This window comes from Pseudorhodoplanes sp. (assembly GCF_050250235.1).
Lineage (GTDB): Bacteria > Pseudomonadota > Alphaproteobacteria > Rhizobiales > Xanthobacteraceae > Pseudorhodoplanes.
Window position 1 is genome coordinate 50,482 of record NZ_JBFWPA010000032.1, and the last position, 13,132, is coordinate 63,613.

At 64.1% G+C, this 13,132-nt stretch carries 10 protein-coding genes; 2 read left to right on the top strand and 8 right to left on the bottom strand.

Going from position 1 to position 13,132, the window contains the following annotated elements:
• Positions 1-4: 4 nt before the first annotated feature.
• Positions 5-3,010 (bottom strand): FAD-binding and (Fe-S)-binding domain-containing protein, encoded by a 3,006-nt coding sequence (locus AB7F49_RS16060; protein ID WP_428524038.1) that lies wholly within the window; start codon positions 3,008-3,010, stop codon positions 5-7.
• A 194-nt stretch (positions 3,011-3,204) separates the two neighbouring features.
• Between AB7F49_RS16060 and AB7F49_RS16065 the strand changes: the two genes are divergently transcribed.
• Positions 3,205-4,413 carry a pyridoxal-phosphate-dependent aminotransferase family protein gene (locus AB7F49_RS16065; protein WP_428524040.1) on the top strand — a complete coding sequence of 403 codons (1,209 nt, stop codon included), beginning with the start codon at positions 3,205-3,207 and terminating at the stop codon, positions 4,411-4,413.
• Positions 4,414-4,422: 9 nt separating this feature from the next.
• Here the strand turns inward: AB7F49_RS16065 and AB7F49_RS16070 are convergent, their stop codons facing one another.
• The 4 genes from AB7F49_RS16070 to AB7F49_RS16085 all read right to left on the bottom strand — a co-directional run bounded on the left by AB7F49_RS16070 (position 4,423) and on the right by AB7F49_RS16085 (position 9,759).
• The gene (locus tag AB7F49_RS16070; RefSeq protein ID WP_428524042.1) at positions 4,423-6,045 is read right to left on the bottom strand and encodes an ABC-F family ATP-binding cassette domain-containing protein; all 1,623 of its coding nucleotides are present in this window, start codon (positions 6,043-6,045) and stop codon (positions 4,423-4,425) included.
• Positions 6,046-6,155: 110 nt separating this feature from the next.
• The gene (locus AB7F49_RS16075; RefSeq protein ID WP_428524044.1) at positions 6,156-6,719 is read right to left on the bottom strand and encodes a methylated-DNA--[protein]-cysteine S-methyltransferase; all 564 of its coding nucleotides are present in this window, start codon (positions 6,717-6,719) and stop codon (positions 6,156-6,158) included.
• A gap of 82 nt (positions 6,720-6,801) precedes the next feature.
• Positions 6,802-8,259, bottom strand: a complete 1,458-nt coding sequence (locus tag AB7F49_RS16080) for a glutamine synthetase family protein (protein ID WP_428524058.1) — start codon at positions 8,257-8,259, stop codon at positions 6,802-6,804.
• Positions 8,260-8,445: 186 nt separating this feature from the next.
• On the bottom strand, positions 8,446-9,759 hold the full coding sequence (locus AB7F49_RS16085) for a Rieske 2Fe-2S domain-containing protein (RefSeq protein ID WP_428524046.1): 1,314 nt from the start codon (positions 9,757-9,759) through the stop codon (positions 8,446-8,448).
• A 158-nt stretch (positions 9,760-9,917) separates the two neighbouring features.
• Here AB7F49_RS16085 and AB7F49_RS16090 point away from each other — a divergent pair, with 158 nt between their 5' ends.
• Positions 9,918-10,718 (top strand): IclR family transcriptional regulator domain-containing protein, encoded by an 801-nt coding sequence (locus tag AB7F49_RS16090; RefSeq protein WP_428524048.1) that lies wholly within the window; start codon positions 9,918-9,920, stop codon positions 10,716-10,718.
• A 10-nt stretch (positions 10,719-10,728) separates the two neighbouring features.
• Here the strand turns inward: AB7F49_RS16090 and AB7F49_RS16095 are convergent, their stop codons facing one another.
• The 3 genes from AB7F49_RS16095 to AB7F49_RS16105 all read right to left on the bottom strand — a co-directional run bounded on the left by AB7F49_RS16095 (position 10,729) and on the right by AB7F49_RS16105 (position 13,004).
• Entirely contained in the window at positions 10,729-11,079 is a 351-nt protein-coding gene (locus AB7F49_RS16095) for a hypothetical protein (protein WP_428524050.1), read from the bottom strand.
• A gap of 163 nt (positions 11,080-11,242) precedes the next feature.
• Positions 11,243-12,088, bottom strand: a complete 846-nt coding sequence (locus AB7F49_RS16100; protein WP_428524052.1) for an MBL fold metallo-hydrolase — start codon at positions 12,086-12,088, stop codon at positions 11,243-11,245.
• Positions 12,089-12,233: 145 nt separating this feature from the next.
• Positions 12,234-13,004 carry a hypothetical protein gene (locus AB7F49_RS16105; RefSeq protein ID WP_428524054.1) on the bottom strand — a complete coding sequence of 257 codons (771 nt, stop codon included), beginning with the start codon at positions 13,002-13,004 and terminating at the stop codon, positions 12,234-12,236.
• Between the last annotated feature and the right edge of the window lie 128 nt (positions 13,005-13,132).

Consider the following 13,132-nt stretch of genomic DNA (forward strand, 5'->3'; position numbering starts at 1 on the left):
GAATTCAAAGACGGTCCGCCAGCACGCGCGCGAGATGCAGCGCCTCGCGGCCGGTGCCGTCGTGAATCTGGTGGCGGCATGAGGTGCCGTCGGCGACAATGATGGCGTCGTCCGGTGCCTTCCGCACCGCAGGCAGAAGCGACAACTCGCCTATGGCAAGCGACACGTCGATGGTGTCGGCGCCGTAGCCGAACGCGCCCGCCATTCCGCAGCAGCTCGATTCGATGGTCTCGACTTTCAGATCGGGAATCAGCTTCAGCACCGTCTGCACCGGGCCGAAGGCGTCGAACGCCTTCTGGTGGCAGTGTCCATGCACCAGCGCGCGCCCCGGCGTGGATTTCAGTTTCAGATCGAGGCGACCGGCCTTGTGTTCGAGCGCCAGGAATTCCTCGAAGGTCAGCGCCAGCCCGGCCAGCTTGTCCGCCGCATCGGATTTCACCAGCGCCGGAATCTCGTCGCGGAAGGACAGGATGCAGCTCGGTTCGAGCCCGACCACCGGGATCCCCCTGTCGATGAATGGCGCGAGCGCGGCCAGCGTGCGTTCAGCTTCCTCACGTGCCTGATCGACGGCGCCGACCGACAGAAAAGTGCGGCCGCAGCAAAGCGGGCGTTTCCTGTCATCGGCCGGCTGCGCGACCTGCACGATGTATCCCGCTGCCGTCAGCACCGCGCCCGCGGCGTCGAGATTCTCGCGCTCGAAATAGCGGTTGAAGGTGTCGGCGAACAGGACGACCTGGTGTTCGTCATTCCGGGACGGCGCGACAGTGCCGGACCCGGAATCCATACTCCCGGTCGTGGTTATGGATTCCGGGTTCGCGGGCTCCCGCCCGCGCCCCGGAATGACGTCCCGAAACACATCCCGCCGCCACTGCGGCAAACTCCGCCTCGCCGAGAAACCCGCAAGCCGCTCCGACAGCCACGCCGCGCCGGGTACGATATCGCGTGCATTCATCAACCAGGGAAATGCAATTGCATAAGGCGCGTAGCGCGGCAGCCAGCCGACCAGCCGGTCGCGCAGCGGGAAACCGAACCGCGCCGCACGCGCCGCCTGCACCTCGATCTTCATGCGCGCCATATCGACACCGGTCGGACATTCGCGCCGGCACGCCTTGCAGGAGACGCACAGCTTCATCGTCTCGGCCATCCCGTCGGAGGACAGCGCGTCCGGCCCGAGCTGGCCGGTGACGGCGAGACGCAGCGAATTGGCGCGCCCACGCGTCACGTCGCGCTCGTCGCGGGTGACGCGGTAACTCGGGCACATCACGCCGCCTTCGATCTTGCGGCAGGCGCCGTTGTTGTTGCACATCTCGACCGCGCCCTGGAACCCGCCGCCCGAGCCGGGCCAGGCCGACCAGTCGAGCCGGGTCGCGACGTCTTCGCCGCGATAGCCGGGGCCGAAGCGGAAATTGGCCCGATCGTCGAACTTCGGCGCATGCACGATCTTTCCCGGATTGAACAGGCCGTCCGGATCGAACCGTGCCTTCACCTGCTCGAACGCGCGCACCAGTTTCGACCCGAACATGAATTCATGGAATTCCGAACGCACGATGCCGTCGCCATGCTCGCCGGAATGCGAGCCCTTGTAGGCGCGCACCATCGCGAAGGCTTCTTCGGCGATCGCGCGCATCGCCTTTACGTCCTTGTCGAGCCGCAGGTTGAGCACGGGCCGCACATGCAGGCAGCCGGCGCCGGCATGCGCGTACCAGGTGCCGCGGGTGCCGTGCTTCTCGAACACGTCGGTAAGCCTCAAGGTGTACTCCGCAAGATGCTCCAGCGGCACCGCGCAATCCTCGACGAAGGAGACCGGCTTCCCTTCGTCCTTCATCGACATCATGATGTTGAGGCCGGAGGTGCGAACCTCGGTGATTGCCGCCTGCAGCGCTGGATCGAGGATATCCACCACCCCACCCTGCTTCAGGCCGTCCTTCGTCCATGCATAACCAAGATCGCCCATCAGCGCCGAGAGCTGCTTCAGCCGGCGCAGATTCTCGTCGTGATCGTCCTCGCCGAATTCCACCAGAAGGATCGCATCCGGTGCGCCGCGCACGAATTGCTCGAGCGTCGGGCGGAAGATCGCGATCTCGCGCGCCAGTTCGATCATGGTGCGATCGATCAGTTCGACGCCGATCGGCTTCAGCCGCACGATGTGCTGGGCGGCATCCATCGCGTCGTAGAAGCGGCCGAAGTGACAGGCGCCAACCGCGCGCCGGCCGAGCAGCGGCGACAGTTTCAGTTCGACCTGCGTGGTGAAGCCGAGCGTGCCTTCCGATCCGATCAGGATATGCGCAAGGTTGAGGTCGTTGCGGCCGGGCAGGAGCGCATCGAGATTGTAGCCGCCGACGCGGCGCTGCACTTTCGGAAAGCGCGCGGCGACCTCGTCGGCTTCGCGCGCACCGAGCGCCAGCAGATCGGACGCAAGCGCGTGCATCGGCGATGACGGGGGAAATTCCGAGAGGCTCGGCGACGCAGGACCAAAAGCCTGCGCCCGGCCGTCTGAGAGGATCGCGTTCACCGAAATCACGTTCTCCCGCGTGTTGCCGTAACGCAGCGAACGCGCGCCACACGAGTTATTGCCGGTCATGCCGCCGATGGTCGCGCGTGACGCCGTTGAAATATCGACCGGAAACCACAAGCCATGTGGCTTCAATGCGCGATTGAGATCGTCAAGCACGATGCCGGGCTCGACCACGCAGCGTTTTCCCTCGACATCAAGCTCCAGAATCCGGTTGAGATATTTCGAGCAGTCGATCACCAGCGACGCATTCACCGTCTGCCCGCATTGCGAGGTCCCGCCGCCGCGCGCGAGCACCGAGACCCCCTCCTCGCGCGCGATCGCGATCGCCCGCGCTGCATCGTCCATGGTCCGAGGGGCGACCACGCCGACCGGCATGATCTGGTAATGGGATGCATCGGTGGCATAGCGCCCGCGGGTGAAGCGGTCGAAGGAGACGTCGCCCGCAATCCCGGATTTGAGCCGCCGTTCCAGAACCGGCCGCAAGGTATCAGCCAAACGTTGCTCCTCCGGCGCCCGACCCAGGCGCGCGCGCTGTCCGGTCGCGGTCGATACGGCTTTGCTATCAGGCCATGCCGCGTTTGGACTTGACCGAACTGTGGCATTCGGTGTTCATCCCGGCAAGTTTGGGCCGCCACCGCGACCCGTTTCGGCTTGCTACAAGCCTATGATCTTGCTGGAGCTTCTCGACAATGGCCCAGAATTCCTCGCGCGCCGCCGGGCGCCATTTCCTGCAAATCCCCGGGCCGACCCCGGTCCCCGACAGGGTTCTGCGCGCCATGGACACGCCGGTGATCGACCATCGCGGTCCCGAATTCTCGAAAATGGCCAAGAAGGCGCTGGAGGGCATCAAGACCATCTTCAAGACCGCCAATCCGGTGGTGATCTACACCGCGACCGGCACCGGCGCCTGGGAAGGCGCCCTGGTCAACACGCTGTCGCCGGGCGATCGCGTGCTGATGGTGGAAACCGGGCAATTCGCAACGCTCTGGAAGAAGATGGCCGAGAAGCTCGGACTCAAGCCGGAATTCATCGAGACCGACTGGCGGGTCGGCGCCGATCCCAACCTGATCGAAGCCTATCTGAAGAAGGACACCGGCAAGGAGATCAAGGCGGTCTGCGTCCTGCACAATGAGACCTCGACCGGCTGCGCCTCGCCGATCGCCGAAATCCGCAAGGCGATCGATGCCGCCGGTCATCCGGCGCTGCTAATGGTCGACACCATCTCCTCGCTTGCCTCCATGGATTATCGCCACGACGAATGGGGCGTGGACGTCGCAGTCGGCGGCGCGCAGAAGGGTCTGATGCTGCCGCCCGGCATGTCGTTCAATGCGCTCAGCCCGAAGGCGCTGGACGCCTACAAGACCGCGAAGCTGCCCAAGTCGTTCTTCGACTGGGAAGAGATGCTGAACATGAACAAGGTCGGCTTCTTCCCCTATACGCCGGCGACGCTGATGCTCGGCGGACTGAACGAAGGCATCGCGATGCTGCACGAGGAGGGTCTCGACAATGTGTTCGCGCGCCACGACCGGCTCGCCGAAGGCGTGCGCCGCGCAGTCCGACACTGGGATCTGGAGATCATCTGCCGCGACCCGAAATATTACTCCTCGACCATCACCGCGATCCTGATGCCCGAAGGTCATGACGGCGACGCCTTCCGCTCACTGGCGCTCGACACGTTCAACATCTCCTATGGCGCAAGCTTCGGCCGCTTCGCCGGCAAGATGTTCCGCATCGGTCATCTCGGTGACACCAACGACGCCACCATCATTGGCGCATTGGCCGCGACTGAAATGGCGCTGTCGCTCGCGGGAGTCCCGCACAAGAAGGGTGGCGTGCAGGCGGCAATGGATTATTTCATCTCACAGCATGCGGCGCCGGTGCGGGTGGCGGCGGAGTAATATTCCGTCTCAACTGCGCAAGCCTGGCGCTTCCTGCCCGGTGCGCGCGACATACTCCGTATAGCCCCCGCCATAGGTGTGGACGCCGTCCGGCGTCAGCTCCAGCACTCGATTGGACAAGGCCGCAAGGAAATGCCGGTCATGGGAGACGAACAGCATCGTCCCCTCGTAGCGCGACAGCGCCGCGATCAGCATTTCCTTGGTGGCGATGTCGAGATGGTTGGTCGGCTCGTCCAGCACCAGGAAATTCGGCGGGTCGAAAAGCATCTTCGCCATCACCAGCCGCGCCTTCTCGCCGCCTGACAGCACCCGGCATCGCTTCTCGACGTCGTCGCCGGAAAAGCCGAAACAGCCGGCGAGCGTCCGCAACTGCCCCTGCCCGGCCTGCGGGAACGAATAATCGAGTTCCTCGAACACCGTGCGTTCGCCGTCGAGCAGGTCCATGGCGTGTTGCGCAAAATAGCCGAGCTTCACGCTTCCACCAACCGTGACCTTGCCCTCGTCCGGTTCGGTCGAGCCGGTCACAAGCTTCAACAGGGTCGACTTGCCGGCCCCGTTGATGCCGAGCACGCACCAGCGCTCGGTGCGCCCGACATGGAAATCGAGCCCTTCATAAATCCGCTTGCTGCCATAGGCCTTGTGGACGTTCTTGAGGCTGGCGACGTCATCGCCCGAGCGTGGCGGCGGCAGGAAATCGAACGCGATCGCCTGACGGCGCCTGGGCGGCTCGACCCGCTCGATCTTGTCCAGCTTCTTGACCCGGCTCTGCACCTGCGCCGCATGCGACGCGCGCGCCTTGAAACGCTCGATGAACTTGATCTCTTTCGCGAGCATCGCCTGCTGGCGCTCGAACTGCGCCTGCTGCTGCTTCTCGTTGAGCGCGCGCTGTTGCTCGTAGAATTCGTAGTCGCCCGAATACCCGGTCAGCGTACCGCCATCGATCTCGATCACCTTGTTGATCACGCGGTTCATGAATGCGCGATCGTGCGAGGTCATCAGCAGCGCGCCGTCGTAACCCTTGAGAAAGTTCTCCAGCCAGATGATGCTCTCGAGATCGAGATGGTTTGACGGTTCGTCGAGCAGCATGGCGTCGGGCCGCATCAGGAGAATTCGCGCGAGCGCCACGCGCATCTTCCAGCCGCCGGAGAGGTTACCGACATCGCCGTCCATCATCTCCTGGCTGAAGCCCAGGCCCGTCAGCACCTCGCGCGCCCGCGCGTCGAGCGCATAGCCGTCGAGTTCCTCGAACCGCGCCTGCACCTCGCCGTAGCGTTCGAGAATCTCGTCCATCTCGCCGGCGCGCTCCGGGTCGGTCATGGCGGTCTCGAGTTCCTTCAGCTCCGCGGCCACCGCGCTGACGGGACCCACCCCCTCCATCACCTCCGCGACCGCACTGCGGCCACTCATCTCGCCGACATCCTGGCTGAAATAGCCGATGGTCAGTCCTCGATCGGCGGATACCTGACCCTCATCGGGCTGCTCCGTTCCCGCGATCATGCGGAACAGGGTGGTCTTGCCGGCGCCGTTCGGGCCGACGAGGCCGATCTTCTCGCCCTTGTGCAGAGCGGCCGAGGCCTCGATGAACAGAATCTGGTGGCCGTTCTGCTTGGAGATATTGTCGATGCGGATCATTGGCGGGCGGGCTGCAAAAACGAAGCGGCCCGCTTAGAGCGTTTTGGAGCGGAGTGGAAGCCGGTTCGCGTGAAAAATCCGACATGTCGATGACAGGCGAAGGGCCCAGGCTAAAAGCCGAAGGCCTGCTGCGCAGGCGGCAGCGGCTGCGTGCGAACTCCTTCGAGCGCGAGCATGCGCGCCTTGGCAGCCGACCCCCCGGGTGCGGAGAAACCGCCCACCTTGCCGCCCGCAGCCAGCACCCGGTGGCACGGTATGATCAGCGGCACCGGATTTGTCGCCATCGCCTGCCCGACGTCGCGCGCCGCCTCAGGTCCGGCCCCCAGGTCTTTCGCCACCGCGCCATAGGTGGTCGTTTGGCCCCATTTCAAGGCTCGCACCGTATCGTAGACGCGGGCGAAGAACGGCTTCTGCGCACCAAGATCGAGCGCGCAATCGGAGAAATCGGTTTCCTGCCCTTCGAAATAGCGTGTCGCTGCGGCAACGGCGTCAGCCACCGGCGCCGGAGGCAAGCCCGGGGCGGCCTGCGGATGACGGCGCAATATCAGCCGATCGGCGGCGGCGGCGCTCGCCGCGGGCAATCGGAAACAGACGATGCCGACGTCGTTCCAGGCGATGCCGCAAAAGCCCATCGCTGTATGGAAGCTCAGATAGTTCGGCGCGTCGTGAGCCATCGGAATCCATCCTCACGATGACGATCTACGCATTCGTCACGCCCACACCACCCGGTTTCTGCCGACCCAAAGCCGGGGCGCGTCAGAACAGATCGAAATATTCCTTCTGCTCCCAGCGCGTCACCTCGGGGCTATCGTCCTTTTCTTCGGCGCGGAAGCGGGCGATCTCGGCGTCCTTGATGCGGATGAAATAGTCCACGAAGTTCTCGCCGAAAGCGGTCTTGAAGCACGCATTGCCGCGCAGCGCGTCCAGCGCCTCACCGAGATTCTTGGGCATCATCGGCGCTTGCGTCTCATAGGGCGTGTCGGCGGACCGTCCAGGATCGAGGCGGCGCGCGACACCGTCCATGCCGCAGGCAATCTGCGCCGCCAGATAGAGATACGGGTTGGCGGCCGGCTCTCCGATCCGGTTTTCCAGATGCGCTGCCGGATCGCCCGGCTGACCGATTACACGTACCATCACGCCGCGATTATCCTGTCCCCAGATCACCCGGTCCGGCGCCAGCGCATAGGCGCGGTATCGCTTGTAACCATTCAGGGTCGGCGTGGTGAAGGCCGCCGCGGCGCGCGCGTTGGCAAGCAGGCCACCGAGCCAATGCTGACCGAGCGGCGGCAGCACCTGCGCCGGATCATGCGAGACGAACGCGTTGGCCTTCGTTTTGATGTCGATCAGCGACTGATGCAGATGCCACCCGCTGGAAAACGCATTGGGCAATCCCGGCCGGCACATGAAGGTGCAATGCAGTCCATGCCGGCGCGCGATCTGTTTCATCGCGCTGCGGAACAGCACCATCATGTCGGCGGAGGCGATGCCTGTTTCCGGGCGGAACGTGAATTCGCACTGGCTCGGCCCGAGTTCGACTTCCAGCGACCGGAACGGCAAACCGAGCGCCGTCACGGCGCGCCAGAATGGCTCCAGCACCGGCTCGATCTGGTCGGAGCGAGCCTCGGTCAGAAGCTGGAAGCCCTGATGGATGTAGCTCACATCGATCGGTTCGCCCGGCCAGGTGGCGTCCGTGGGAGCCAGCCGCGGGTTCTCGACCCTGTAGAGATGAAACTCGACCTCCAGACCGGTCATCATGTCGAAGCCGGATTCACGCAGGATTGCGAGCTGGTCGCGGCACAATTGCCGGGTGGAGAACGGCACCGGCCTGCCGTTCGGGAAATAGATATCGCACAGCACCCAGCCGGTATTCGGCGCCCAGGGCAGCACCCGGAAGGTCGAGGGGTCGGCGATCATCAGGAAATCGGCGGCGCCCTGCATCTCCGGCATCGCGAAGCCGCCACCGGGCGTGAACACCGGAAACACCGTGCGATGCGAGGTATCCTTCGCGAGCAGCGTCGTCGTCATGGAGACGCCGTTTCGCATCAGCTTCGCGGCCTCGGCGGCGACGAGGGTCTTGCCGCGCAGCACGCCGTGCTGGTCCGCGAAGGAGAAACGGACCAGTTCCAGCTTGCGCTCTTCGATCTGCTTTTCGACCGAGGCGGCGAGCCGGTATTGCTCGTCGCTCCACAGATTGTGACGCTCGACGAAACTCAGGGATGCGCGGTCGCGGGAGGACATCATTGCTCCAGCTTGCTCACCTCCCCCTGAAAGGGGGAGGTCGACTGCGAAGCATATCGAAGGCAGTCGGGTGGGGGTCAAGTGGAGAGAGCATCGGAGAGACCCCTCCCCGGCATGCTTCGCATGCCGGTCCTCCCCTTTCAGGGGAGGGCGGAACAAAAATTAATGACCATTGGCCCAGCTCTTGGTCTTGCGGCGGCGCTCGTGTGCCGTCCTCGCATAGCCCTGCCAGTCGGCCACGGGACCGACGCCATCAACGCAGACCGGTCCGGTGATCGCGGGCGCCTCATTGGTGTCCAGCACCATCAGCGTTCGCTCGCCCTTTCCGGCCTGTTCTATGGCCGTCCGCAGCAGCCGCCGGTAGGCGGTGATGGCCTTGTCGGACTGACCCAGATGCTCTTTCGTGCGATCCTGGACCGGACCCATCGACTCGCAGGCCCATTGGTCGTGAATGTTGATGTCGGCGCCCATGCCGGTATAGGTCTCGTGCGCCTGCTCGTGCGGATCGAAACCGTAATCGTTGGACTTGTTCTTGCGCGGCACGTAATTCGGCAGTTCGTAGAGCTCAAGCCGCTGGCGGCGCATTTCTTCCTTGTCGACCTTCTGGCCGAAGCTCGTGAAGATGCAGTACCAGTAATGCGTCGTCTCATCGATCGGCACATGCCATTGCGAGATCGTCATCTCCTGGCTCATCGGAATCATGAACGCATTGGGGAAGACCAGATTGGTGGTGCGCACATGCATCGACTGGTCGCTGATCTGGCGCAGCGTCGATAGCCGCAGCCCGTAATCGGTGTGCTCGACTTCAATGCGCGGACGCGGGAAGTCGCGCATGATCCTGGTCATCGGCATGTCGGCGTCGGAGGTCGAATCGCGGAACATCTTGCCGTAGGATTTCGACGTATCCTCGTCCTCGAAAAAGCGGTGCAGCCACGAAGTGTGCGCCGGATCGATACCGACTTCGAGTGACTGCAGCCAGTTGCACTCGATCAGCCCTTTGAACGCGAAGGTGTATTCGTCAGGCGCAACGAAGCAGTCGAAATCCGGAAAGGCCGGCGGTTCGCCCGGCCCCATATAGGCGAACAGGATGCCGCTCTTCTCCACCACCGGATAGGATTTCTGCCGGATATTGGCGCAGAGATTGGAGCCGTCCGGCTCCGCCGGGGTCTCCAGGCACTTGCCGTTCACGTCGAACTTCCAGCCGTGGAAGGCGCAGCGCAGGCCGTCGGCCTCCAGCCGGCCGAAAGCGAGATCGGTCCCGCGATGCGGGCAACCCCGATCGATCAGCCCGTAGCGGCCCTGCCCGTCCTTGAAGATCACGAGGTTCTCGCCCATCAGCTTCACCGGCTTGATCGGACGGTTGGTTGCCAGTTCCTCGACCAGCGCGGCGGGCTGCCAATAACGCCGCAGCAGTTTGCCAGCCAGGGTGCCCGGATTGGTGCGTGTGATCAGCTCGTTCTGTTCCGCGCTCAGCATGACAACGGTCTCCTGAGGGAGGCTGGCCTGACCAAAAGAAATCCACTATGTTCGTAGACCGAACATGAGTTCGAATTACATCAGACTGAGGCTCCAAGGGCAAGACTCAATCTCTGTCAGGCCCAGGGGAACATCGGCTTTCCTGAGAGCAATTTCGCATGCCGCGCATCAGACGATCAGAGCCTGAGGAGCGCCTTGCAGAGACGGCTGGACCCGAATTCCTGGAGGCGCTGGCCCGCGGCCTCCGGATCATCCAGACCTTCGGTCAGGACCGCCGTCAGCTCTCGCTGAGCGACATCGCCAAACTCGTCGGTCTGCCGCGCGCATCGGTGCGGCGGACTCTGCACACGTTGATCCATCTCGGCTTCGCCGAAACCGACGGGCGCATGTTCCGGCTCACGCCGCGGGTGCTGATGCTGGCCGGCGCCTATCTGAGCTCCAACCCGGTCTCAACCCTGATCCAGCCGGCGCTGGAGCGGCTCAGTACAGACATTGGCGAGGCCTGTTCGGCGGCCGTGCTCGACGGCGACGACATGGTCATGATCGCCCATGCCTCTCCCGCGCGCGTGCTTCAGCTCAGCGGACAGATCGGCATGCGCCTGCCGGCCGTATCGAGTTCACTCGGCCGCATCCTGCTCGCCAGCTTCGACGACGAGCGGCTGGATGCGTTGCTGTCGCGCGTCCGGCCGAAGCCGCTCACCGCCCAAACCGTCACCGGCAAGAATGAATTGCGGCGTGCGATCCTGAGGGCGCGGGCGGAAGGATATTCGCTGGTGGACCAGGAAGTGGAACTGGGGTTCCGCTCGATCTCCGTCGCGCTGCAACGGCTCGACGGAAAGGCGCTGGGATCACTGAATGTCGGCGCTCACACCGAACGCGGTTCGCTCGATACCATGGTCGATCGGTTCCTGCCAAAGCTGCGCGCGCTCGCGGGCGAGTTGCGGCAGCAACTGATCTGAGCCAAACGGTTCAGGCCCAGCCGGACGCCTTGCGCCGCTGCATATAGGCCCGGCGCAACCCGTCCAGCCGCTCTTCTTCGGCGCGCGCCTCTTTGAGAGAGGCCGTGGCACAGACCCGGAATTCCAGGTCGACCGGCCGATGAGCGATGCGCTTGCGGGCAAAGATCGAGCGAAGTCCCGACGCCGGAGGCTGGATCAGAATCTCAAGGCTGTCCGCCACATTCGCCGAGACGCCGAACGCGATCTGCTCGCCGGTTGCCATGTGCCGCACTTCGAACACGCCAGGCCCGTCCGGCGCGTCGATCGGAAGGTCGGAATGCTGGGCGGGAAAGGTCTTCCAGGTGGTCCAGGCAACGGCCATTGATGTCTCTCAAGCGGGTAAATGCACGTTAACGAATCGGTCGCGTGCTTGTGCATTGCAGCCCAACGCAACTCAAGCGGTTTCGTTCCGAAACCCCTGAAAACACGATATTTTTTCAAAATTTCAGCAATTCCGCCGGGCGTCCGGATCGGTGGCGGGCCGGCTAGCGTCCCGGCAGCACCAGCACCTTGGGCTTGGCGGGCAGCGTGGTCTTGGAGATCACCACAGAGGGGGTATCGGAGAATTCGACGTCGAATTTTTCGCGCATGCGATCGAGGAAGCGGTTCAGCGTGAAGACACTGAAGTAGTGCATCGGAATGATCAGCGGCGCCTTCAGCCCTTCCATCACCTCGACCATGCCGTCGAGATCGAGCGTGTAGCTGCCGTCGACCGGCACCAGCACCGCGTCGATGCGGCCGATATCGTTCAACTGCTGCTGGGTCAGCGTGTGATGCAGATGACCGAGATGGGCGATGCACATGTTCGCAATCTCGAACACGAAAATCGAATTGCCGTGACGCTCGGTGCCGCCGCCGTAATCGCGGATGTTGGTCGGCACGTTGCGCACCCGCACGTCCTTGACGTTCAGGTCATGACGCATCGGTTTGCCACGCTCCTCCGCCCAGCCGCGCAGCACATGCGGAATTCCGGGATCGGGGCTGTCGGTGTAGTGCGTCGAATGCGCGCGATTCATGGTGACGATATCGGGCAGCACCGGGGGCCGGACATAATCGTTATAATCGGTGGCAATCCTCACCACCCGCGGGCTTTCGATCAGGAAGGTGGAATGGCCGATATAGGTGATGCGGACCTGATCGAACTTGAGCTGCGCCAGTTGCAGCGACGCCGGGAGCACACGCGACCGGTTGAAGGCGACAAGGCCCGGGCAGTTCTCCGTCATTTCGGGCTTTGGCGACGGTGCCTGGATCCGCTCGAAGGCGGCGGCTTGCGCCCCCACGAGACAGAGCGCCGCTATCGCCGCGCCCGCAACACCGATAGAACCCCGCATGCGCCGCTCCTGCCTGATGCCAAACTATGACATGGCGGAACGGAACGCGACAATTCACCTCGCCGTGCGGCCCAGCGGCGCACTGCCCAACAAAAAAGCGGCGCCATCGACCTGACGCCGCCGCCGCATCAAGGAAGCCCGGGCTTCAGCGCTGCGAGACGATCAGCCCCTTCGGCGTGATCACCACCCAGCGACCGTCCTGACGCCGGATGGTCTCGACCCGGCCGAGCCCCGGAAGGTTGGCACCAGGCACCACTTCGAAAATGCCCATGCGCTCGTTCTCCACGACAGCGCCGCCACGGAACACTTCACGCAGCATCCAGCCGTCCACGACCGGCGGCCGGTCCTGCTGCTTGGCCGCGATCGAGCCCGTGGTTTCCGGCGCCGCTGCGGTTGAAGCGCTGCGGCGCTCCAGGCGCTCCATCAGTTCGGAAAGCTTGGCGACGCGAGAGGCGGGTTCCGCCTGGGCCTTCTCGCTACGCTCAACGCGATCGGCGATCTTCGCCAGCTGCGCGCTGGCCGATTTCGCGTTGCTGTCGACGCTCGCCTTCAGTGCCACGACCTCGGCGGAGAGCTTGGCGATCACACCGCGCAGCGCGTTCACCTCGACGGTGGGCGCATCGCTCGGGATCGACGGTTGCGGGGTTGCGAAGGCGACCGCCGCCATCGCGCCCACCGCCGAACCGATCGCAGCCGACAGGGCGATCGCGACGGCTAGCACCGCCGCACGGCCGAACCGCTGACGCTCCGCCGGCACGAACAGAACGGGCGCCCTGTCGTCCGCAAGCCTCTCCTGCCCGGCGTGACCGATCGGCTCGACCTTGATCTCGGGGGCGCCGGCATCCGCGGCATCGGAATTCCCGGGCTCCGCAGCGCCGGAGGCTGGGTCCTGGCCGGATTCTGGCAATGAACTCATGGCGAACTCTCCGTAAGGTGACACTACACCAACCGGTAACCAACGCCGCTTACGAAACGATTAAAACCTCAGCGGTCTCGCGCCGACGTGATCGCGCCACGCTCTGAACTTCGGCTCCGGCAAGCCCG